Genomic DNA, 21,350 nt, shown 5'->3' with positions numbered 1-21,350 from the left:
GGAGAGGCCTGGATTCACTTCCGAAGGGGGAAGATTCCATGCTGGTCACCTGCGCGCGGTCGACGACCGCGATGATCGTCGTATCGCTTGCTTCGCTTTCATCCCTGTCGCCCGCCGCGCGCGCCCAGTCGGTCGCCGGTGCCGCCAGCCAGCGGCCGGAAACGCCGCCGGACGAGGAAATCTATGTCACCGGCCGGCGCGTGTCCGATGCCGAGGTCGCGATCGGCACCGACCAGACGACGTCGACGATCTCGATCACGCGTGAGGCGCTGCTGTCCGCGCCGGCGGGCATTTCGGGCCTCAAGATGCTCGAGGGGCTGCCCGGGTTCAACGTCCAGGCCAACGACGCGCTCGGTCTCTATGAATTCGGCAACTCGGTGTTCGTCCGCGCTTTCAATTTTCAGCAGATCGGCTTCGTGCTCGATGGCGTGCCGATGGGGCGTTCGGATCAGTTCGGGGGCAGCCCGATCTTCCGCTATGTCGAGAACGAGAATCTCGAGCGGGTGACCGCCAGCCCCGGCGCGGGCGACGTGTCGCTGCCCAGCTATGCCTCGCTCGGCCCCATCGTTCAGTATTTCACCACCGACCCCGATGATGAAATGGGCGCGACCAGCCAGTTCACCGTCGGCGCCGATTCCTTCACGCGCGGCTATCTCCGCCTCGATACCGGCAATCTCGGCGGCTTCTCCGCTTATGCCAGCTATTCGAAGCTCGACGCCGATGTGTGGCGCGGGCCGGGCACGATCGATCGCGAACATGTCGAGGCCAAGGCGCGCTATGCGTTCGGCGATCACGCGATCCGCGCACGCTTTCTCTACAACGACTATTTCGACTTCGATTCGCCGGCGATCAGCCAGGCGCAGTATGAGGGGACGGCGGGCGATCCGTTCGGGCGCAGCGGCCGCTATTTCGCCTATCTGGCCGAGGTGCCGGTGCTGGCGCCGCTGGCGACCGCGACGACCATTCCGTTCTCGAACGCGCTGTACAACCAGTATTTCAAGCAGGCGATCAACTCGCGCACCGACTATCTCTACAGCGTTTCCGGCGATTTCCAGGTAACGGGCGGCTTCTCGTTCAAGCCGGTCCTCTATTATGAGGACAAGAAGGGATACGGCGTATCGCCCGAAGCCTATGCGACCTCGCTTGCGTCCCACAACGCCCAGCGCCTGATCGTGCCCGGCCTGTTTGCGCCGCGCGGCCTGCAATACGGCCTGTCGACGATCGAGGGCACACGGTACGGCGTCGTCGGCGACTTCAGCGTCGATGTCGGCCCGCACCTGGTCCAGTTCGGCTTCTGGGGCGAGAATGACGATTACCATCGCACCCAGGACCGCTTCAACCACGCCAACGGCAATCCCGACGGCGAGCCGCTGCTGAACGAGCCGGTCCACCGCCAGCGCGATTACGTCTCGACCCGCGAAACGCTGCAACTCCATGCCAAGCTGTCGCTCAACCTGCTCGACGACCGGCTCAAGCTCGATCTCGGGGCCAAGGGGTTGACCATCGGCTACGAAATCCGGGGGTATCGCAACCCGGCGGACTATATCGCGCGACGCCAGCCGCGCCTGACCGACCGTTATGAAGATCTGTTCCTCCCCCAGGTCGGGGCGGTCTTCAACATCACCCGACGCGAACAGATTTTCGCGTCCTATTCGGAGAACATGGCGTTGCCGCGCGGTGCCGACGACATCTTCTCCGCCGCCAGCCCGCTCGCGCCCGGCCCGGACGCGGAAACATCGAAGAATTACGAGCTCGGCTTTCGTACCAATCGCCCGGCATTCAATGCGTCGCTTGCGCTGTTCTACACGCGCTTCGACAACCGGCTTCAGTCCTTTGCCGCACCCGTCCCGGGTTCGCCGCAGCTCGAGACCTTTTTCCAGAATGTCGGATCGGTCGAGTCCTATGGCGCGGAATTGACCGGCATCGTCAAGCCGGTCGACTTCCTCTACGTCAACGCCAACGTCACCTACAACATCGCGAAATTCCTGGACAATTATTCGACGCTGTCGATCGCGGGCAACCGGGTGCCCGACAATGCCGAATGGCTGGTCCAGGCCGGGGTGACGATCGAGCCGACCAGCTGGCTCGTCGCCAACTTCTCCGGACGTTACCTGAGCGAGCGCAACACCAATTTCATCAATAGCCAGCAAATCCCCGGCTACGCGATCTTCAACGCCTATGTCGACTTCGGCGAGGGCATCGATGCGGGACCGTTCAAGGCGATCCGCATCCGCGCCAATGTCGATAACCTGTTCAACAAGGACTATCTGGGCACGATCAACGTCGCGACGACGGGGCTCGCGACCTTCCGGCCGGGCCCCGACCGGACGTGGCAGCTTTCGATCCGCGCCGATCTGTAGACCCGGTTCGCCGCGGGACCGGGAAGCGATGTCCCCCGGTCCCGCGGCACGATCCACCCGGCCTGCTGGCCTTGCCCGACCGGGCAGGGGCTGCGCGCGGCCGACGGAGGGTGCCCGCAATCGGGCAATATCGTGGAGGTTCTTGCCCCCGCGCCCCTGCACGGATAAAGGCCCGGCTTCTCGCTCTTTCCAACTTGCAGGCACAGCCATGAAGATCAGCGGCGTCGACATTCGCCCCGGCAACATCATCGAATATGAAGGCGGCATCTGGCGCGCCGTGAAGATTCAGCACACCCAGCCGGGCAAGGGCGGTGCCTATATGCAGGTCGAGATGAAGAACCTGCGCGACGGCCGCAAGAACAACGTCCGCTTCCGCTCGGCCGAGACGGTCGAGCGCGTCCGGCTGGACACCAAGGATTTCCAGTTCCTCTATCCCGAGGGCGACATGCTCGTCTTCATGGACAAGGAAACCTATGAACAGACCACGCTGCCCCGCGACTTGCTGGGCGATGCGGCCGCCTTCCTTCAGGACGGCATGGACGTGGTGATGGAACTCTATGACGAGGAAGCGATCAGCGTCCAGCTGCCCGACACGATCGAGGCGACGATCGTCGAGGCGGATGCGGTGGTAAAGGGCCAGACCGCGTCGTCGAGCTACAAGCCCGCTGTCCTCGACAATGGCGTGCGCGTGATGGTGCCGCCGCATATCGGCGCGGGCACCCGCATCGTCGTCGACGTCTATGAACAGACCTATGTCCGCCGCGCGGATTGAACGACATGCCGACGATCATCACAGACGCGCGCAGCTTTCGCGCTGACCGCGCCTGGGGCGCGCGCGAACTGGCCGAGTTCGACGGCGCGACAGTGCGGCTGCATTGGACCGACCAGCCCTATAAGTGGCACGTCAATGACGGTGCCGAGGTGTTCGTGGTCATCGATGGTACGGTCGACATGCACTATCGCGTCGCAGGCGAAGAGCATCGCGTGCTGCTGAATAGCGGCGACATCTTCATGGCCGATGTCGGCGACGAGCATGTCGCGCGTCCGCAGGGCGAGGCGCGCATCCTGGTCGTCGAACGAAAAGGCTCGGTGTAAGAGCCTTTGAATCTCCCTCTCCCCGTCGGGGGGAGGGTCGGGGAGAGGGGCTGGCTTAGGCCGGTCGATCTCCCCTCATTCCCCTCTCCCAACCCTCTCCCCATGGGGGAGTGGGCCAAAGGTTTAATATGGTAGCCCATTCCGGCCTGATTACCGTCATCGACCGCGCCGCGCGCAAGGCCGCGCCGCGCCTGCGCCGCGACTTCAACGAGGTCCAGCACCTGCAGGTCAGCCGCAAGGGACCGGCCGATTTCGTGTCGATGGCCGACAAGCGGGCCGAGCAGACGATCGTCGAGGAACTGCGCAAGGCGCGGCCCGACTGGGGCATGCTGCTCGAGGAAGGCGGCGAGATCGCCGGCGATCCCGACAAGCCGCGCTTCATCGTCGATCCGCTGGACGGCACGAGCAACTTCCTGCACGGCATCCCGCATTTCGCCATCTCCATCGCGGTCGAGGACCCGCGCGGGCCCCAGGGCAAGCCGGAGATCACGCACGGCCTCGTCTATCAGCCGCTGACCGATGAGAGCTTCTGGGCCGAGAAGGGCCGCGGTGCGTGGCTGACCGACCAGCGGCTGCGCGTATCGGCGCGCACCGAGTTGGCCGATGCGCTGATTGCGACGGGAATTCCGTTCCTGGGCCACGGCAATTTCGCCGAGTGGAGCCGCATTTTCGGCGCAGTCGCGCCCGAAGTCGCGGGCATCCGGCGGTTCGGCTCGGCGGCGCTCGACCTTGCCTGGGTCGCGGCGGGGCGCTTCGACGGCTATTGGGAAAGCGGGCTCCAGCCGTGGGATGTCGCGGCCGGCATGCTGCTGGTCAAAGAAGCGGGCGGCTTCGTCACCGACTTTCGCGGGTCCGATCGGGCGATGGAGCGCAACGAGTTCCTGGCCGCCACCGACGGCCTGCATTCCAAGCTGCACAAGCTGGTTGCGACGTCGCTGCGCTAGACGCGGCGCGCGCTGGGACCCGCGATTTTCGGGGCCGGGACCGCATGTTTTTTGCCGCCCGCGCCCTTGCTCCGCCACCCCCATCGGCCTAGAAGCCGAGCGATATTCCGCAACCGCGAGAAGGTGCCTTGCCCGACCTGCTGCAATATCTGCCGATCCTGCTGTTCCTGGGCGTGGCGCTGGCGCTTTCCTGTGCGTTCGTGTTCCTGCCGATGGTGGTGTCGCGGCTGACCGGCACGCACCAGCCGACGCCGGAAAAGCTTGCCGAATATGAATGCGGCTTTCCCGCGTTCGAGGATTCGCGCAGCCAGTTCGACGTGCGCTTCTACCTTGTCGCGATTCTGTTCATCGTCTTCGATCTGGAGGCCGCATTCCTCTATCCCTGGGCGGTGACGGTGTTCGACCTTGGCTGGGTCGCGTGGATTTCGATGATGATCTTCATCGGCGAACTGGCGCTGGGCCTGATCTATGCCTGGAAGGTCGGCGCGCTGGATTGGGAATGAGTGAGATGAACCAGCTTACCCCCGCGGTGCCGGGTGATGCGATCGTCCCGCCGGACGTGCAGTTTTACAACGATCTGAACGGCGAATTGGGGGACAAGGGCTTCCTGGTCACCTCGACCGAGGACCTGTTCAACTGGGCGCGCACCGGCAGCCTGTGGTGGATGACCTTTGGCCTGGCGTGCTGCGCGGTCGAGATGATCCACGTCAACATGCCGCGCTATGACATGGAGCGGTTCGGCGTCGCCCCGCGCGCGTCCCCACGCCAGTCGGACGTGATGATCGTGGCGGGCACGCTGTGCAACAAGATGGCACCGGCGCTGCGCCGGGTTTACGACCAGATGTCGGAGCCCAAATACGTCATCTCGATGGGCAGCTGCGCCAATGGCGGCGGCTATTACCACTACAGCTACAGCGTGGTGCGCGGCTGCGACCGGATCGTGCCGGTCGACATCTATGTCCCCGGCTGTCCGCCGACCGCCGAGGCGCTGCTCTATGGCGTGATGCAGTTGCAGCGGAAGATCCGCCGTGTCGGGACGATCGAGCGGTGAACGCGCCTTCGTCATTCCTGGACAGGCCGACGCGGGTCACGAAGGCCAGCGCAACCGGTGCGACCGCCACGGGCGCGGGCGCGGTCGGTATGCTGGCCGGCGGCGCGCTGGCCGCGGGGTTCATCGCGCTGGGCGCGGTCGTCATCGGCCGGCTGATCATCCGCCGCGCGCGCGTCGAGCGGCTTGAGGTCGGCGAACTGGTGATCCATCGCCTGACCCGTGTGGAGGAGGCGCGCGATGCTTAGTTCGGCCCCCCGCTATGTCGCGAATGACGGCGTGATCGACACCGCGCGCGCCGCGCTGGGCGACATGATCGTCGAGGCGCAGGACCTGGTCGGCGAAGTGACGCTGACCGTGGTACGCGACCGCCTGGTCGAAGCGATGATATTGCTGCGCGATACGCCGGGCCTGGAATATCAGCAGCTGATGGAGATTGCGGGAGTCGATTATCCCGCGCGGGCCGAGCGGTTCGACGTCTGCTACCATCTGCTCAGCCTGACGCGAAACCACCGCGTCCGCGTGCGCGTCACGACCGACGAAGTTGCGGCAGTGCCGTCGGTGACGGGGATCTGGCCGGTCGCGGGCTGGTTGGAGCGCGAAGTGTACGACATGTACGGCGTGCTGTTCGACGGCAATCCGGACCTGCGCCGCATCCTGACTGACTATGGCTTTCGCGGGCATCCGTTCCGCAAGGATTTCCCGCTGAGCGGGCATGTCGAGCTGCGCTATTCCGAAGAGGCCAAGCGCGTCGTCTATGAACCGGTCAAGCTGGCGCAGGATTTCCGTACCTTCGACTTCCTGAGCCCCTGGGAGGGCGCGCAATATGTGCTGCCGGGCGACGAGAAGGCGCCCGCGCCGCCTGCACCTCCGCCGCCCGCTCCTGCGCCGCCGGCTGCGCCCGAGGCCAAGGGGGCGCCGACGCCGGCAACCGCTGATCAGGTCGCCAAGGCCGGCGCATCGCCCGCGGTCGCGCCCGCGGTCAGCGAGGTCAAGACCACCGAGCATACCGGCCAGAGCGGTGCGGGCCAGCCGCATCCGGGCGACCTGCCCGCGGAAAAGCCCAAGGCCAAGCGCGCGCCACGCGCGAAGGCTGCCGATCCCGCGACCGAGGCGAAGCCGGCGGCAAAGCGCGCCCGCAAGCCCAAGGCCGAGCCGAAAGGGGAGGTGTGACGATGCCCGCACCTGAACCGATCGTGCTGGCGGACAAGCTGGCGGCGTTCGCGGATCATTGGAATCCGCGCGTCATCGGCAGCTATAACGGCCATGAGCTGCGCGTTGCCAAGGTGCAGGGCGACTTCACCTGGCATGCCCATGCCGACACCGACGAACTGTTCCTCGTCCTAAAGGGCGAGCTGGGGATCGAGTTTCGCGACGGCGTGCGCCGGCTGCGTGCGGGCGAAATGATCGTCGTGCCGCGCGGGACCGAGCATCGCCCGTTCGCCGAGGAAGAAGTCCACATGTTGATGATCGACCGCGAAGGCGAACCGAATACGGGCGACGCACCCTCGCACCTGACCCGCGCGACGCTGGAGACATTGTGATGGCCGAGACGATCGACGCCACCGCGCCGGCGACCAGCGATGGCGCCGCCACCGACGAAGTGATGATCGAGAACTACACGATCAACTTCGGCCCGCAGCACCCGGCCGCGCACGGCGTGCTGCGGCTGGTGATGGAGCTGGACGGCGAGATCGTCGAGCGGCTCGACCCGCATGTCGGCCTGCTCCACCGCGGCACCGAAAAGCTGATCGAATACAAGACCTATACCCAGGCGATCCCCTATTTCGACCGGCTCGATTACTGTTCGCCGATGTGCATGGAGCACAGCTTCGTGCTGGCGGTCGAAAAGCTGCTCGACCTCGACGTGCCGCTGCGCGCGCAATATCTGCGCGTATTCTTCGCCGAGCTGACGCGCATCAAGAACCACATGCTCAACCTGGGCTCACACGTCATGGACGTCGGCGCGATGACGCCCAATCTGTGGATGTTCGAGCTGCGCGAAGACTGCATGAACTTCTACGAGCGCGCGTCGGGTGCGCGGATGCACGCCAATTATTTCCGCGTCGGCGGCGTGCATCAGGACGTGCCGCTGAAGCTGCTGACGGACATCGCCGACTGGCTCGACACCCGCCTGCCGCGCCTGTTCGAGGATGCAATCAGCCTGGTCGCCGAAAACCGCATCTTCAAGCAGCGCAATGTCGACATCGCCATCGTCAGCCGCGAGGACGCGATCAAATGGGGCTTTTCCGGCCCGATGATCCGTGCGGCCGGCATCCCGTGGGATCTGCGCAAGTCGCAGCCCTATGACGTCTATGACCGCATGGAGTTCGACGTGCCGGTCGGCACGCGCGGCGACTGCTACGACCGGTTCATGGTGCGGGTCGAGGAGGTTCGCCAGTCGGCGCGGATCATGAAGCAGTGCCTGGCGCAAATGCCCGAAGGCCCGGTGATGACGCTCGATCGCAAGGTCGGCCCGCCGCCGCGCGGCGAGATGAAGCGCTCGATGGAGGCGCTCATCCACCACTTCAAGCTCTATACCGAGGGCTATCACGTCCCCGCCGGCGAAGTATATGTCGCGACCGAAAGCCCCAAGGGCGAGTTCGGCGTCTATCTGGTCAGCGACGGCACCAACAAGCCCTATCGCTGCAAGATCCGCCCGACCGCGTTCAGCCATTTGCAGGCCATGGACTTCATGTCGCGCGGCCACATGCTGGCGGATACCACGGCGATCCTTGGCGCGATGGACATCGTGTTCGGGGAGTGTGACCGGTGATCGCACTGGCGCTCGCCGCTATGGTTATGTGTCCGGATGCGGCCCTTTCAAAGGCCGCATATCAGGGTGAGGTCACGACCATTTTGGCTGAGCGGAGTGTCACAATTTTAAGAGGTGATCGGTCTGCGCAGCAGTTTTTGAGCGAAGACGCTGAGTTTTCGCTAGTGTTTGGCGATGTCGGCGCTGCCATTGGGCGGGGGCGTGCAGGTGCTGACGAACTCAACAAGAAAATTGCTGCATCTACGTTCGAGTATGGGGTGTGGACGAGCGTTCCCATGCCTGCTCAGCCTTGCGTCCGTCAAACGGTCGAAGTTCGGTTCTTTGACGAATCTAACGAGACAGGCGTGGTCGTAGAATTTGAATATGCGAACGGTGTGCTGATCCGGGCAACCGGGCGAAATATTGCACGGGTAGTTCGCAGTGTTGCGACAACAGAGAAAACGAATGGCTGACACCCCAAACCTCCCCTCCGAAGCGGAAGTCCGCGCGCGCTGGGCGTCGTTCGAGTGGTCGATCGACAATGCGGTCAAGGCGCGTGAGATCGTTGCACGTTACCCCGCCGGCCGCCAGCAATCGGCGACGCTGCCGCTGCTCGACCTCGCCCAGCGCCAGGTGGGGGCGGAGACCAGTACCCAGGGCTGGCTGCCCGTGCCGGTTATCGAATATGTCGCCGCCTATCTCGGCATGCCGTACATGCGCGTGTTCGAGGTCGCGACCTTCTACACCATGTACAATCTGGCCCCGGTCGGGCGTTTCCATGTCCAGGTGTGCGGCACGACGCCGTGCATGCTGCGCGGCTCCGACGACGTGTTCCAGGCGTGCAAGGACAAGGGGCTGGCCAAGGGCAAGACGACGGCGGACGGCCTGTTCACGCTGACCGAAGTCGAGTGCATGGGCAATTGCGCGTCCGCGCCCATGGTCCAGATCAACGACGACAACTACGAAGACCTGACCTATGATCGCATGGCCGCGATCCTCGACGCGCTGGCAAAGGGCGAAGCGCCCCGGCCCGGCACGCAGGAGCCCGGCCGCCACACCGTCGAGCCGCTGGGCGGGCCGACGACGCTGACCGCGATGGTCGCCGAAAACCACGATTATCGGAAGGAATGGGCATGAGCGCGAAGGACAAGAACCTGATCGTCACCATCCTGGCGATCATCGGCGGCATCGTCGTGCTCGGCTGGGTGCTGAAACTTACCTTTGCGCTGTTCGGCCCGCTGCTGGTCATCGGCCTGGCGGTGGTCGTCTATCTGTGGATGACCAAGGACAAGGGGCGGCGGTGATGCCCGAAGAAGCGGAAATCCTGAACTTCATCGGCGAGCAGTTTCGTCGCCTCAACGGCCGCCTCGATCGCATCGAGAGCGACCTGGGCGACATCAAGCTGCGCGTTACCGCCAGCGTGGAGCATATGGCATCGATGATGATGTCGATCGCCGGCATCAATTCGCGCATGGACAAGATGGACGCACGGCTGGCGCGGGTTGAGCGCCGCCTTGATTTGACGGATGCCGGATGATGCTCGCGGACAAGGATCGCATTTTCACCAATCTCTACGGCTATCAGCCGTGGAATATCGACGCGGCGATGAAGCGCGGCGATTGGGACGATACGAAGTCGCTGATGGCGCGCGGCCAGGACGCGATCATCGACCAGATCAAGGCGTCCGGCCTGCGCGGGCGGGGCGGCGCGGGCTTTCCGACCGGCGTGAAATGGGGCTTCATGCCCAAGGAGCCCAAGGCGGAGCGGCCCAATTTCCTGGTCATCAACGCCGACGAATCCGAACCCGGTTCGTGCAAGGACCGCGAGATCATCCGCCACGATCCGCACAAGCTGATCGAAGGCGCGCTAATCGCCGGCTATGCGATGCGCGCGCGGGCCGCGTACATCTACATTCGCGGCGAATACATCCGTGAGGCGGAGACGCTGTTCGCCGCGGTTGCCGAAGCCTATGCCAAGGGGTTCCTGGGCAAGAATGCCTGTGGCTCGGGCTATGATTTCGACGTGTTCGTCCACCGCGGCGCGGGCGCGTACATTTGCGGCGAAGAGACCGCGATGCTCGAAAGCCTGGAGGGCAAGAAGGGCCAACCGCGCCTGAAGCCACCCTTTCCGGCGGGCGCGGGGCTGTATGGCTGCCCGACCACGGTCAACAACGTCGAATCGATCGCCGTCGCGCCGACGATCCTGCGGCGTGGGCCGGAGTGGTTCTCGAGCTTCGGGCGCGAGAACAACAAGGGCACCAAGCTGTTCCAGATCAGCGGGCATGTCGAAAAGCCCTGCGTGGTCGAGGAAGCGATGAGCATCCCGTTCCGCGAGCTGATCGAAAAGCATTGCGGCGGCATTCGCGGCGGCTGGGACAATCTGCTCGCGGTGATCCCCGGCGGCTCGTCGGTGCCTTTGGTGCCTGCCGAACAGATCATGGACGCGCCGATGGATTTCGACGGGCTGAAGGCGCTGGGTTCGGGCCTCGGCACCGCCGCCGTCATCGTGATGGACAAGTCGACCGACGTCGTCCGCGCGATCAGCCGCCTGAGCTATTTCTACAAGCATGAAAGCTGCGGCCAGTGCACGCCGTGCCGCGAGGGCACCGGCTGGATGTGGCGGGTGATGGAGCGGCTGCGCAGCGGTGACGCCGACGTCAGCGAGATCGATACGCTCTATCAGGTCACCAAGCAGGTCGAAGGCCACACCATCTGCGCGCTTGGCGACGCCGCCGCCTGGCCGATCCAGGGCCTGATCCGCCACTTCCGCCCCGAACTGGAGCGCCGCATCGCCGAGCGCCAGGGCGGCGACCTCACGCCGATGCAGGAGGCGGCGGAGTAATGCCTAAACTTACCGTAGACGGAATCGAAGTCGAAGTGCCGCAGGGCGCGACCGTGCTTCAGGCGTGCGAGGCGGCGGGGAAGGAGATTCCGCGCTTCTGCTATCATGAGCGGCTGTCGATCGCCGGCAATTGCCGGATGTGCCTGGTCGAGGTGAAGCCCGGGCCGCCCAAGCCGCAGGCGTCGTGCGCGCTGCCCGCCGCCGACAATCAGGAAATCCGCACCGATTCAGCGATGGTGAAGGCCGCGCGCGAAGGGGTGATGGAGTTCCTGCTGATCAACCACCCGCTCGACTGCCCGATCTGTGACCAGGGCGGCGAGTGCGACCTGCAGGACCAGTCGGTCGCCTATGGCCGGGGCGCCAGCCGCTATACCGAGAACAAGCGCGCGGTGACCGAGAAGTACATGGGCCCGATCGTCAAGACGGTGATGACGCGCTGCATCCAGTGCACGCGCTGCGTCCGCTTTGCCGAGGAAGTCGCGGGTGTCGAGGAGATCGGCGCGATCTATCGCGGCGAGAATATGCAAATCACCAGCTATCTGGAAAAGGCGGTGACAAGCGAATTGTCGGGCAATGTCGTCGACCTGTGCCCGGTCGGCGCGCTGACGTCCAAGCCCTATGCGTTCGAGGCGCGGCCCTGGGAGCTCAAGAAGAACCTGGCGATCGACGTGATGGATGCGGTCGGCACCAATATCCGCCTCGACAGCCGTGGGCGCGCTGTGCTGCGCGTGCTGCCGCGCATCAACGAGGACGTGAACGAGGAATGGGCGCACGACAAGACGCGCCACCATGTCGATGGGCTGGCGCGCAAGCGGCTCGACCGGCCGTTCGTGCGCCGCGACGGCAAGCTGGTGCCCGCCACCTGGGAAGAAGCTTTCGATGTCATCGCCGATCGCGCCAGGGCGGCGGGGTCGAGCGTCGCGGCGATCGCCGGCGACCTGCTCGATTGCGAGACGATGTTCGCGGCCAAGTCGCTGGTCAACGCGCTCGGATCGACGCTGCTCGAGGGGCGGCAGACCGGCATGGCCTATGACGTCACCAATCTGGGCGCGGTCGCGTTCAATACGACGATCGCGGGGGTCGAGGACGCGGACGCGATCCTGCTGGTCGGCAGCAACCTGCGCTGGGAAGCGCCGCTGATCAACACGCGGGTGCGCAAGGCGATCAAGCACGGGGGCAAGGTGTTCGCGATCGGGCCGGAGGTTGACCTGACCTATCCGGTGACATGGCTGGGCAACGACCTGTCGCTGCTGAACAAGCTGCCCGATGCGGTGCGCCAGGCTTTCGGCGCGGCTGAGCGGCCGGTCGTGATGGTGGGTCCGGGCGCGCTCAAGCAGGGCTTTGGTGGTGCGCTGGCGCTGGCCAACCCGCTCAATCTGGTGCGGGATGGCTGGAACGGCTTCAACGTCGTCCATACGGCGGCGGCGCGGATGGGCGGGCTGATGCTCGGCTATGCGCAGCCGGGCGGCATCGCGGATATCGTCGCGGCGGCGCCCAGGCTCGCTTTCTTCCTGGGCGCGGACGAAGTCGATTTCACCGCGTTTGCGGGCAGCTTCAAGGTGTTCATCGGTCATCACGGCGACAAGGGCGCGCATGCCGCCGACGTGATCCTGCCGGCGGCGAGTTATGCCGAGAAGAACGGCACCTACGTCAATCTGGAAGGCCGCGTGCAGTTCAGCAACCGCGCCGCCTTCCCGCCGGGGGACGCGCGTGAGGATTGGACGATCCTGCGCGCGCTGTCGGAGCGGCTGGGCCACACGCTGCAGTTCGACACGTTCGACCAGTTGCGTGGCCAGATGGCGAAGGCGGTGCCGGCGCTAGGTGAGGAAGGGCTGGTCCGCTACGACTGGAACCCGCCCGCGCTCGATGCGGTGGCGTCGGGCGAGGTGACCTATCCGATCAGCGACTTCTACCTGACCAACGCCATCTGCCGCGCCAGCCCGACGATGCAGCGCTGCTCGGCCGAACTGATCCACGGCCAGGATTTCGCGGAGGCGGCGGAATGACCTTGCACCTGGCCTCTCCCGTTCGTGTCGAGCGCAGTCGAGACACGTTGGCATTGCGTTCCGTCCCCGTATCTCGACTTCGCTCGATACGAACGGCGAGAGGAGCGCGCGCGAAATGACCGAGTTTTTCCAGACCTCCGCCGGCTGGTCCTTCGAAGCCGCCTGGTTCACCGCGACGATCATCGGCATCCTGCTGATCGCGTTCCCGGTCATGCTGGCGGTCGCGATGATCATCTATGCCGACCGCAAGATCTGGGCGGCGATGGCGCTGCGCAAGGGGCCGAACGTGGTCGGCCCGTTCGGGCTGCTCCAGTCGTTCGCCGATGGTCTCAAGGTGTTCCTGCAGGAAACGATCATCCCTTCGGGGGCCAACCGCGGGCTGTTCCTGCTCGCGCCGATCATCACCTTCACCATCGCGCTGATCGTGTGGGCGGTGGTGCCGTTCGATGTCGGCGTCGTGCTGTCCGACATCAATGTCGGGCTGCTCTATGTGCTCGCCGCGTCGTCGCTCGGCGTTTATGGCATCATTCTGGCGGGCTGGTCGTCCAACTCGAAATACCCGTTTTTCTCGGCGATCCGCGCGGCGGCGCAGATGGTGTCGTATGAAGTTGCAATCGGGTTCGTGCTGATCTCGGTCGTGCTGTGGGCCGGCACCTTCAACCTGTCGGGAATTGTCGAGGCGCAGCGCAATGTGATGGGGACGCCGGTCAACGGCTTCTTCCTCAACCCGCTGTTGTTCCCGATGGCGGTGGTGTTCTTCATCTCCTCGCTGGCCGAGACCCAGCGTGCGCCGTTCGACCTGACCGAAGCGGAAAGCGAGCTGGTTGCGGGATACCAGACCGAATATTCGTCGATGGCGTTCGCGCTCTACTGGCTGGGCGAATATGCCAACGTGATCCTGATGTGCGTGCTCAACGCGACCCTGTTCTGGGGCGGCTATCTGCCGCCGTTCGACTGGGCGCCGCTTTATGCCGTGCCGGGCATCATATGGCTGTTCGTCAAGATGCTCGCCTTCTTCTTCCTGTTCAGCTGGGTGAAGGCGACGGTACCGCGCTATCGCTATGACCAGCTGATGCGGCTGGGCTGGAAAATCTTCCTGCCGCTGTCGCTGCTGTTCGTCTTCCTGGTGTCGGGTTTCCTGATGCTGACGCGCGTCGGGACCGAATGCGCCCCCGCCGATCGCATGTATGTCAGCGGTGCGAACATCAGGGGCGTCGACGTGCGCGTCGATCCGCCGCGCTACCCGGCCGACGGCATTTGCCGCGACAAGCTTTTCAACGGAAAGTCGAGCCAATGAGCCTCGCCCAGACCCTTCGTTCGTTCACGCTCTATGAGTTCGTGAAGGCGCACGCGCTGACGCTGCGCTACTTCTTCAAGAAGAAGGCGACGATCAACTATCCGTACGAAAAGAACCCGATCTCGGCGCGGTTCCGTGGGGAACATGCGCTGCGTCGCTATCCCAATGGTGAGGAGCGCTGCATCGCGTGCAAACTGTGCGAGGCGGTGTGCCCGGCGCTCGCCATCACGATCGAGGCCGAGCCGCGCGAGGACGGCAGCCGCCGCACGACGCGCTACGACATCGACATGGTCAAGTGCATCTATTGCGGGCTGTGCCAGGAAGCGTGCCCGGTCGACGCGATCGTCGAGGGGCCGAATTTCGAGTTCGCCACCGAAACGCGCGAGGAATTGATCTATCACAAGGAAAAGCTGCTGGCGAACGGTGACCGTTGGGAGCAGGCGATCGCCGCGAACCTTGCCGCCGACGCGCCCTATCGGTAAGCGGCCAGCATCAAAGGGCTCGCTATGATTCAAACCACTCGCGTCGCCCCAGCGAAAGGGCCCCCGCAAAGTAATGCTTTGCGAGGATCCCCGAAGGCTGGGGCCTCAATCCGGCAGGGTGCGTCCTTGCGGCACGAGACCCCGGCCTTTGCCGGGGTGACGAACCTTGTTCGCCGGGGGAATGCGTGATCCAGGCCATCGCCTTTTACCTGTTCGCGACCGTGGTCATCGTCAGCGCGACGATGACGATCGCGTCGCGCAACCCCGTACATTCGGTGCTGTGGCTGATCCTGGCGTTCTTCAACGCCGCCGGGCTGATGGTGCTGGTCGGGGCCGAATTCATCGCGATGCTGCTGGTCATCGTCTATGTCGGCGCGGTCGCCATCCTGTTCCTGTTCGTCGTGATGATGCTCGACATCGATTTCGCCGAGCTGCGCGCCGGGGTGGTCAATTATTTCTGGATCGGGCTGACGCTGGCGGTCGCGCTGGCGGCAGAGATTTTCATCGCGGTCGGCGCATGGTCGGCGGGCGGCGTGAAGATCGCGGACCGGCTGGCCCCGATCGACCCGACGGTCCCCAATATCGAGGCGATCGGGCGGCTGCTCTATTCGCGCTACCTCTATCTGTTCGAGGGCGCGGGGCTGGTGCTGCTGGTCGCGATGATCGGTGCGATCGTGCTGACCTATCGCCAGCGCGAAGGCGTGCTGCGCCAGAATGTCAGCCGCCAGATCAACCGCCGCGCCAAGGATGCGGTGCGTAACGTCAATCAGCCGGTCGGGCAGGGGGTGGAGCTGTGAGCGCGACCAATCCCCAAACGCCGTTCGCTTCGAGCGAAGTCGAGAAGCGTATCTCGACTGCGCTCGATACGAACGGTCCCTGTTTGCGTTTGAAGGGGCTCACCGCATGATCGGGATCACCCATTACCTCGTCGTCTCCGGCATCCTGTTCACGCTCGGCGTGCTCGGCATCTTCGTCAACCGCAAAAACCTGATCGTCATCCTGATGGCGATCGAGCTGATCTTGCTCGCGGTGAACCTCAACCTCGTCGCGTTCTCCGCCTATCTCGGCGACCTGGTCGGCCAGGTGTTCGCGATGTTCGTGCTGACCGTCGCGGCGGGCGAAGCGGCGATCGGGCTGGCGATCCTGGTCATTTATTTCCGTGGCCGCGGCACGATCGCGGTCGACGACGTCAACCGGATGAAGGGGTGATGGTGACGAAGAAAAGCGTCGTCCCGGCGAAGGCCGGGACCGCCGGGCTATTGGCGCTCTGTAAATTGCCAGCGGCCCCGGCCTTCGGGGTTCCCCGCAAAGGAATACTTTGCGGGGGCCCACGCGCCGGGGCGACGGAGGGGCTTCGGTGAACACCATCGCCATCATCGTCTTCGCGCCCCTGGTCGCGTCGATCGTCGCGGGGCTGTCGAACCGCGCGTTCGGGATCGCGTTCCCGAAGCTCATTACCACCGCCGGCCTGTTCATCGCCTGCGCGCTCAGCTGGCCGATCTTCGTCGGCTTCCTGTCGGGAACGGCCGAAGCCAGCGTGGTGCCGGTGCTTACCTGGATGCGATCGGGCACGCTTGATGTCGAGTGGGCGTTGCGCGTCGATACGCTGACCGCGGTCATGCTGGTGGTCATCACCACCGTGTCCGCGCTCGTCCACCTCTATAGCTGGGGCTATATGAGCGAGGACCCGGATCAGCCGCGCTTCTTCGCCTATCTGTCGCTGTTCACCTTCGCCATGCTGATGCTGGTGACTTCCGACAACATCGTCCAGATGTTCTTCGGCTGGGAAGGTGTCGGTCTCGCCAGCTACCTGCTGATCGGCTTCTGGTTCAAAAAGCCCTCGGCCAATGCGGCGGCGATCAAGGCGTTCGTGGTCAACCGCGTCGGCGATCTCGGCTTCATGCTCGGCATCTTCGGGCTGTTCCTGGTCTTCGGCACCGTGTCGATCCCGGAGATCCTTGCCGCCGTGCCCAACCAGGCGGGATCGACGATCGGCTTCCTGGGCTATCGCGTCGACACGCTGACGCTGATCTGCCTGCTGCTGTTCGTCGGCGCGATGGGCAAGTCGGCGCAGCTTGGCCTGCACACCTGGCTGCCCGACGCGATGGAGGGGCCGACGCCCGTTTCCGCGCTGATCCACGCCGCGACGATGGTGACGGCGGGCGTGTTCATGGTTTGCCGCCTGTCGCCGCTGTTCGAAGCCGCGCCGATCGCGCTGGGCGTCGTCACCGTCGTGGGGGCCGCGACCTGCATCTTCGCCGCCACGATCGGCACGGTGCAGACCGACATCAAGCGCGTCATCGCCTATTCGACGTGCAGCCAGCTCGGCTACATGTTCTTCGCCGCCGGCGTCGGTGCGTATGGCGCGGCGATGTTCCACCTGTTCACCCACGCCTTCTTCAAGGCGCTGTTGTTCCTGGGCGCGGGCAGCGTGATCCACGCGATGCACCATGAACAGGACATGCGCTTCTATGGCGGGTTGCGTCGGCACATCCCGATCACCTTCTGGACGATGATGGCCGGCACGCTGGCGATCACCGGGGTCGGCATCGCGCCGATCTTCGGCAACGAGCCGTTCGGTTTCGCCGGTTTCCATTCCAAGGACGCGATCCTGGAAGCGGCCTTTGCGTCCGGCGAGGGCGTCGGCGCGTTCTGGGTCGGGACGTTCGCCGCCCTGCTCACCAGCTTCTATTCGTGGCGTCTGATGTTCCTAACCTTCTGGGGCACGCCGCGCTGGGCCGCGTCGGAGCATATCCAGCACGCGATTCACGATGCGCACGGCCATGATACGCACGGCCATGACGATCACGCGACGCACGGCCATGGCGACGTCGCGGCCAACGCGCCGGCTCAGGAAGACGCCGGCCACGCGCCCGCGCATGTCGAGCATCACGTGACCGAGGGTACCGGCGGCTACCACCCGCATGAAAGCCCGTGGGTGATGCTGGTGCCGCTGCTGGTGCTGACCATCGGCGCGATCGCCTCCGGCTTCGGCTTCTTCCACCAGTTCATCGAAGCGGAAGCGGGTGATGCGTTCTGGAAGGGAAGCATCTTCTTCGACGCAACGCTGGCGCATGCGATGCACGAGGTGCCGTTGCTGGTGAAGCTGGCCGCGACCATCGTCATGGCGATCGGCTTCGTCGTCGCGGTCTACGCCTATCTTCTGCGGCCCGGCTTCCCGGCGCAGTTTGTCGAGCAGTTCCGCATCCTCCACCGCTTCCTGCTCAACAAATGGTATTTCGACGAGCTTTACGGCCATCTGTTCGTCCGCCCCGCGCTCGCCTTTGGCCGGCTGTTCTGGAAGCAGGGCGACGAGGGCACAATCGATCGCTTCGGGCCCAACGGGTCGGCGGCATTGGTGATGGCGGGGACGCGCGCGGCGGCAAAGCTGCAATCGGGATATGTCTATAGCTATGCGTTCGTCATGCTGATCGGGCTCACTGCCGCGGTCACCTGGATCATCACGCGATGACCGGTTTTCCGATCCTCTCCGTCATGCTGGCGGTGCCGCTGGTCGCGGCACTTGCCTGCCTGTTCACCGATGCCAGGTCGGCGCGCTGGATCGCGCTGGCCGCGACGCTGGTCGATCTGGCGCTGGGTGCGTTGCTCTGGGCCAATTTCGACCAGTCGGCGCAGGCCGCACAATGGCAGTTCGTTGAATATGCGCCGATCTTCGGCCGTTTCGCCTGGGCGGTCGGCATCGACGGCATTTCGCTGCTGCTGATCCTGCTCTCGGTATTCCTGATGCCGATCTGCATCGGGGCGAGCTGGGAAGCGATCACCGATCGCGTGCCCGAATATATGGCGGCGTTCCTGCTCACCGAAACGCTGATGATCGGCACGTTCGCGGCGCAGGACCTGTTCCTGTTCTACATGTTCTTCGAAGCCGGTCTGATCCCGATGTACCTGATCATCGGCATTTGGGGCGGCGCGAACCGCATCTACGCCAGCTATAAGTTCTTCCTCTACACGCTGCTCGGCTCGCTGCTGATGTTAGTCGCGATGATCTACATGACCACGACGGCGGGGACGACGAGCATCCCGGCGCTGATGGCATATGACTTCCCGCCCCAGGTTCAGACCTGGCTGTGGCTCGCCTTCTTCGCCTCATTCGCGGTCAAGATGCCGATGTGGCCGGTCCACACCTGGCTGCCCGACGCGCACGTTCAGGCACCGACCGCGGGGTCTGTCATCCTGGCCGGCGTGCTGCTCAAGCTCGGCGGCTATGGCTTCCTGCGCTTCTCGCTGCCGATGTTCCCAGAGGCATCGGCGCAGCTGACCTGGCTGATCCTGGCCTTGTCGGCGGTGGCGGTGATCTACACCTCGCTCGTCGCGCTGGTGCAGGCGGACATGAAGAAGCTGATCGCCTATTCCTCGGTCGCGCACATGGCGATCGTGACGATCGGCCTCTTCGCGTTCAACCAGCAGGGGATCGAGGGCGCGATGATCGTCATGCTCTCGCACGGCCTCGTCTCGGGCGCGCTGTTCCTGTGCGTCGGCGTCATCTATGACCGGCTGCATACGCGCGAGATTGACCGTTATGGCGGCCTGGCGATCAACATGCCGCGCTACGCCGTGTTGTTCCTGCTGTTCACCATGGCGTCGATCGGCCTGCCGGGTACCAGCGGCTTTGTCGGCGAGTTTCTCAGCCTGATGGGCACCTATCAGGTGTCGACCTGGGCAGCGGTGCTCTGCACGACCGGCATCATCCTGGGCGCCGCCTATATGCTTTGGCTCTATCGCCGCGTCGTGTTCGGCGATCTGGTCAAGGACGATGTCCGCGCCATGCCCGACCTGTCGCCGCGTGAGATCGCGCTGCTCGCGCCGATTGCGGCAGTGGTGCTGTGGATGGGCGTCTATCCCGAACCGTTCATCGCGCCGATGCGGGCCGATGTGACGACCCTGCTCGCGCGGCTCGATCGCGCTGCGCCGGCGGGCGATTCGCGTCCGACGCCGGGCACGGCTGCAGGGGCAGCGGCTTACGCGGCGCGGGTCGAGGTGGCGCGCGGGCACCATGAGGGCGCTGGCGAACATTCAACGGGCGCGGGCGAAGCCACCGCCGCGGGGACGCATTGATGGATTACGGTTCGCAACTGGTTCTGACCCTGCCGGAGATCGTGCTGACGCTCGGCGCGCTGGCATTGATGCTGGCGGCTGCCTGGGGCGGCACGGCGGCAACGCGCACGATCAGCACCGCGTCGGTCGCGATCCTGATCGGCGCGGGGATCGCGCTGACCGGCCCGGCGGGCAATGGCGGCGATGCCTTTTACGGCCTGTACCGCGCCGACGTCTTCTCCACATTCGCCAAGGTGCTGATCTATCTGGGCGCGGCGGTGGCGATCCTGATCGCGCCGCGCTTTTTCGAGCGCACCTCGGGCGAAAATCTGCGGCCTGAATATCCGATCCTGATCCTGCTCTCCTCGGTCGGCATGGGCATGATGGTGTCGGCGACCGACCTGCTCACCCTCTATGTCGGGCTCGAGCTGCAGAGTCTCGCAGCCTATGTGCTGGCCAGCTTCATGCGGCGCGACACGCGTTCGGCGGAAGCGGGCCTCAAATATTTCGTGCTCGGCGCGCTGGCGAGCGGGATCCTGCTCTACGGCATCTCGCTGGTCTATGGCTTCAGCGGCACCACCGCGTTCGACTTGATCGCGTCGCGCTATGCCGAGGGGCGCTCGATCGGCCTCTTGTTCGGCCTGGTGTTCGTGTTTGCCGGGCTCGCGTTCAAGATGTCGGCGGTGCCGTTCCACATGTGGACGCCCGATGTCTATGAAGGCGCGCCGACGCCGGTCACCGCCTTCTTCGCCTCTGCGCCCAAGGTCGCGGCGGTCGCGCTCGCCACCCGCGTCGCGGTCGAGGCGATGGGCCCGGCGCTGGGCGACTGGCGCCAGATCGTCGTGTTCGCCGCGCTTGCCTCGATCATCCTGGGGGCGGCTGCCGCGATCGGGCAATCCAACATCAAGCGGCTGCTCGCCTATTCGTCGATCAACAATATCGGGTTCATCCTGATCGGGCTTGCCGCCGGCACCCCGACGGGCGTGGCATCGGTGATGTTCTACCTCGCCGTCTATCTGGTGATGACGATCGGTTCGTTCGCGCTGGTGCTCCAGATGCAGCGCGCCGACGGAAGCTCGATCGAGACGATCGACAGCCTGGCCGGCATGTCGCGCACCCGGCCGCTACTGGCGCTCGCGCTCGCGATGTTCATGTTCTCGCTCGCCGGGGTGCCGCCGCTGTTCGGTTTCTGGGCCAAGTTCGCGGTGTTCGATGCGGCGATCCAGGCCGGACTGTTCCCGCTGGCGGTGATCGGTATCGTGGCGTCGGTGATCGGCGCCTATTATTATCTGCGCATCGTCAAGGTGATGTATTTCGACGCGCCGGCAGAGGCATTCCCGCCCGTCGCCAGCCCTGTCGAAGGCGGCATCATCGCGGTGACGGCGGTCGCGATCTCGCCGCTTGGCATGTTCGCGATCCCCGCGCTGACGCTGTGGTCGAACGCGGCGGCGCAGGCGCTGTTCTGAC

General features: G+C 64.8%; 22 protein-coding genes and 1 pseudogene. All 23 read left to right on the top strand.

The annotated features are described in order from the left end of the window. The first annotated feature begins 38 nt into the window (after window positions 1–38). The 23 genes and pseudogenes from GO308_RS08020 to nuoN all read left to right on the top strand — a co-directional run bounded on the left by GO308_RS08020 (window position 39) and on the right by nuoN (window position 21,349). Window positions 39–2,360 (top strand): TonB-dependent receptor, encoded by a 2,322-nt coding sequence (locus tag GO308_RS08020; protein ID WP_240885073.1) that lies wholly within the window; start codon window positions 39–41, stop codon window positions 2,358–2,360. 208 nt (window positions 2,361–2,568) lie between these two features. After that, on the top strand, window positions 2,569–3,132 hold the full coding sequence (efp, locus tag GO308_RS08015) for an elongation factor P (RefSeq protein WP_066476360.1): 564 nt from the start codon (window positions 2,569–2,571) through the stop codon (window positions 3,130–3,132). A gap of 5 nt (window positions 3,133–3,137) precedes the next feature. After that, the gene (locus GO308_RS08010) at window positions 3,138–3,455 is read left to right on the top strand and encodes a cupin (protein WP_240885072.1); all 318 of its coding nucleotides are present in this window, start codon (window positions 3,138–3,140) and stop codon (window positions 3,453–3,455) included. A gap of 128 nt (window positions 3,456–3,583) precedes the next feature. Continuing rightward, window positions 3,584–4,399, top strand: coding sequence for an inositol monophosphatase family protein (locus tag GO308_RS08005; RefSeq protein WP_066548158.1), 816 nt, complete (start codon window positions 3,584–3,586; stop codon window positions 4,397–4,399). Between the two features lie 128 nt (window positions 4,400–4,527). Then, on the top strand, window positions 4,528–4,902 hold the full coding sequence (gene ndhC / locus GO308_RS08000) for an NADH-quinone oxidoreductase subunit A (RefSeq protein WP_066476354.1): 375 nt from the start codon (window positions 4,528–4,530) through the stop codon (window positions 4,900–4,902). Between the two features lie 5 nt (window positions 4,903–4,907). Next, window positions 4,908–5,450 (top strand): NADH-quinone oxidoreductase subunit B, encoded by a 543-nt coding sequence (locus tag GO308_RS07995; protein WP_197419061.1) that lies wholly within the window; start codon window positions 4,908–4,910, stop codon window positions 5,448–5,450. Continuing rightward, window positions 5,447–5,695, top strand: a complete 249-nt coding sequence (locus tag GO308_RS07990) for a hypothetical protein (protein ID WP_240885071.1) — start codon at window positions 5,447–5,449, stop codon at window positions 5,693–5,695. The genes GO308_RS07995 and GO308_RS07990 overlap by 4 nt, the downstream gene beginning before the upstream one ends. Beyond that, window positions 5,688–6,620 (top strand): NADH-quinone oxidoreductase subunit C, encoded by a 933-nt coding sequence (locus GO308_RS07985; protein WP_240885070.1) that lies wholly within the window; start codon window positions 5,688–5,690, stop codon window positions 6,618–6,620. The genes GO308_RS07990 and GO308_RS07985 overlap by 8 nt, the downstream gene beginning before the upstream one ends. 2 nt (window positions 6,621–6,622) lie before the next feature. Continuing rightward, the gene (locus tag GO308_RS07980) at window positions 6,623–6,991 is read left to right on the top strand and encodes a cupin domain-containing protein (protein WP_066476345.1); all 369 of its coding nucleotides are present in this window, start codon (window positions 6,623–6,625) and stop codon (window positions 6,989–6,991) included. A 65-nt stretch (window positions 6,992–7,056) separates the two neighbouring features. Next, window positions 7,057–8,223, top strand: a pseudogene (locus tag GO308_RS07975) (NADH-quinone oxidoreductase subunit D); the annotation flags it as partial. Continuing rightward, window positions 8,220–8,675: a hypothetical protein gene (locus GO308_RS07970; protein WP_240885069.1), complete on the top strand. Its 456-nt coding sequence runs from the start codon at window positions 8,220–8,222 to the stop codon at window positions 8,673–8,675. The pseudogene GO308_RS07975 and the gene GO308_RS07970, both read left to right, overlap by 4 nt. After that, complete coding sequence (locus tag GO308_RS07965) at window positions 8,668–9,339, top strand: NAD(P)H-dependent oxidoreductase subunit E (RefSeq protein WP_240885068.1); 672 nt, start codon at window positions 8,668–8,670, stop codon at window positions 9,337–9,339. The genes GO308_RS07970 and GO308_RS07965 overlap by 8 nt, the downstream gene beginning before the upstream one ends. Continuing rightward, window positions 9,336–9,506 carry a hypothetical protein gene (locus GO308_RS07960; RefSeq protein WP_156454185.1) on the top strand — a complete coding sequence of 57 codons (171 nt, stop codon included), beginning with the start codon at window positions 9,336–9,338 and terminating at the stop codon, window positions 9,504–9,506. The genes GO308_RS07965 and GO308_RS07960 overlap by 4 nt, the downstream gene beginning before the upstream one ends. After that, entirely contained in the window at window positions 9,506–9,739 is a 234-nt protein-coding gene (locus GO308_RS07955) for a hypothetical protein (protein WP_066548168.1), read from the top strand. Before GO308_RS07960 ends, GO308_RS07955 begins: the two co-directional genes overlap by 1 nt. After that, entirely contained in the window at window positions 9,739–11,043 is a 1,305-nt protein-coding gene (nuoF, locus tag GO308_RS07950; protein ID WP_240885067.1) for an NADH-quinone oxidoreductase subunit NuoF, read from the top strand. Before GO308_RS07955 ends, nuoF begins: the two co-directional genes overlap by 1 nt. Next, window positions 11,043–13,049 carry an NADH-quinone oxidoreductase subunit NuoG gene (gene nuoG, locus GO308_RS07945; RefSeq protein WP_240885065.1) on the top strand — a complete coding sequence of 669 codons (2,007 nt, stop codon included), beginning with the start codon at window positions 11,043–11,045 and terminating at the stop codon, window positions 13,047–13,049. Before nuoF ends, nuoG begins: the two co-directional genes overlap by 1 nt. 115 nt (window positions 13,050–13,164) lie before the next feature. Next, on the top strand, window positions 13,165–14,346 hold the full coding sequence (nuoH, locus tag GO308_RS07940) for an NADH-quinone oxidoreductase subunit NuoH (RefSeq protein WP_066673646.1): 1,182 nt from the start codon (window positions 13,165–13,167) through the stop codon (window positions 14,344–14,346). Continuing rightward, a complete protein-coding gene (gene nuoI / locus GO308_RS07935) occupies window positions 14,343–14,828 on the top strand; it encodes an NADH-quinone oxidoreductase subunit NuoI (RefSeq protein ID WP_066476314.1) in 486 nt (161 codons plus the stop codon). Before nuoH ends, nuoI begins: the two co-directional genes overlap by 4 nt. A gap of 185 nt (window positions 14,829–15,013) precedes the next feature. After that, on the top strand, window positions 15,014–15,625 hold the full coding sequence (locus tag GO308_RS07930; RefSeq protein ID WP_066476311.1) for an NADH-quinone oxidoreductase subunit J: 612 nt from the start codon (window positions 15,014–15,016) through the stop codon (window positions 15,623–15,625). A gap of 106 nt (window positions 15,626–15,731) precedes the next feature. Continuing rightward, on the top strand, window positions 15,732–16,037 hold the full coding sequence (gene nuoK / locus GO308_RS07925; RefSeq protein WP_066476309.1) for an NADH-quinone oxidoreductase subunit NuoK: 306 nt from the start codon (window positions 15,732–15,734) through the stop codon (window positions 16,035–16,037). Between the two features lie 148 nt (window positions 16,038–16,185). Then, window positions 16,186–18,300 (top strand): NADH-quinone oxidoreductase subunit L, encoded by a 2,115-nt coding sequence (gene nuoL / locus GO308_RS07920; protein ID WP_240885063.1) that lies wholly within the window; start codon window positions 16,186–16,188, stop codon window positions 18,298–18,300. Next, the gene (locus GO308_RS07915; protein ID WP_082731666.1) at window positions 18,297–19,904 is read left to right on the top strand and encodes an NADH-quinone oxidoreductase subunit M; all 1,608 of its coding nucleotides are present in this window, start codon (window positions 18,297–18,299) and stop codon (window positions 19,902–19,904) included. Before nuoL ends, GO308_RS07915 begins: the two co-directional genes overlap by 4 nt. After that, window positions 19,904–21,349 (top strand): NADH-quinone oxidoreductase subunit NuoN, encoded by a 1,446-nt coding sequence (gene nuoN, locus GO308_RS07910; protein ID WP_240885061.1) that lies wholly within the window; start codon window positions 19,904–19,906, stop codon window positions 21,347–21,349. The genes GO308_RS07915 and nuoN overlap by 1 nt, the downstream gene beginning before the upstream one ends. The last annotated feature ends 1 nt before the right edge of the window (window position 21,350 follow it).

This window comes from Sphingomonas sp. SFZ2018-12 (assembly GCF_022496715.1).
Classification (GTDB): domain Bacteria; phylum Pseudomonadota; class Alphaproteobacteria; order Sphingomonadales; family Sphingomonadaceae; genus Sphingomonas.
Note: the sequence above shows the minus strand (reverse complement) of the source record. Positions and strands in the feature narration are given on the sequence as shown.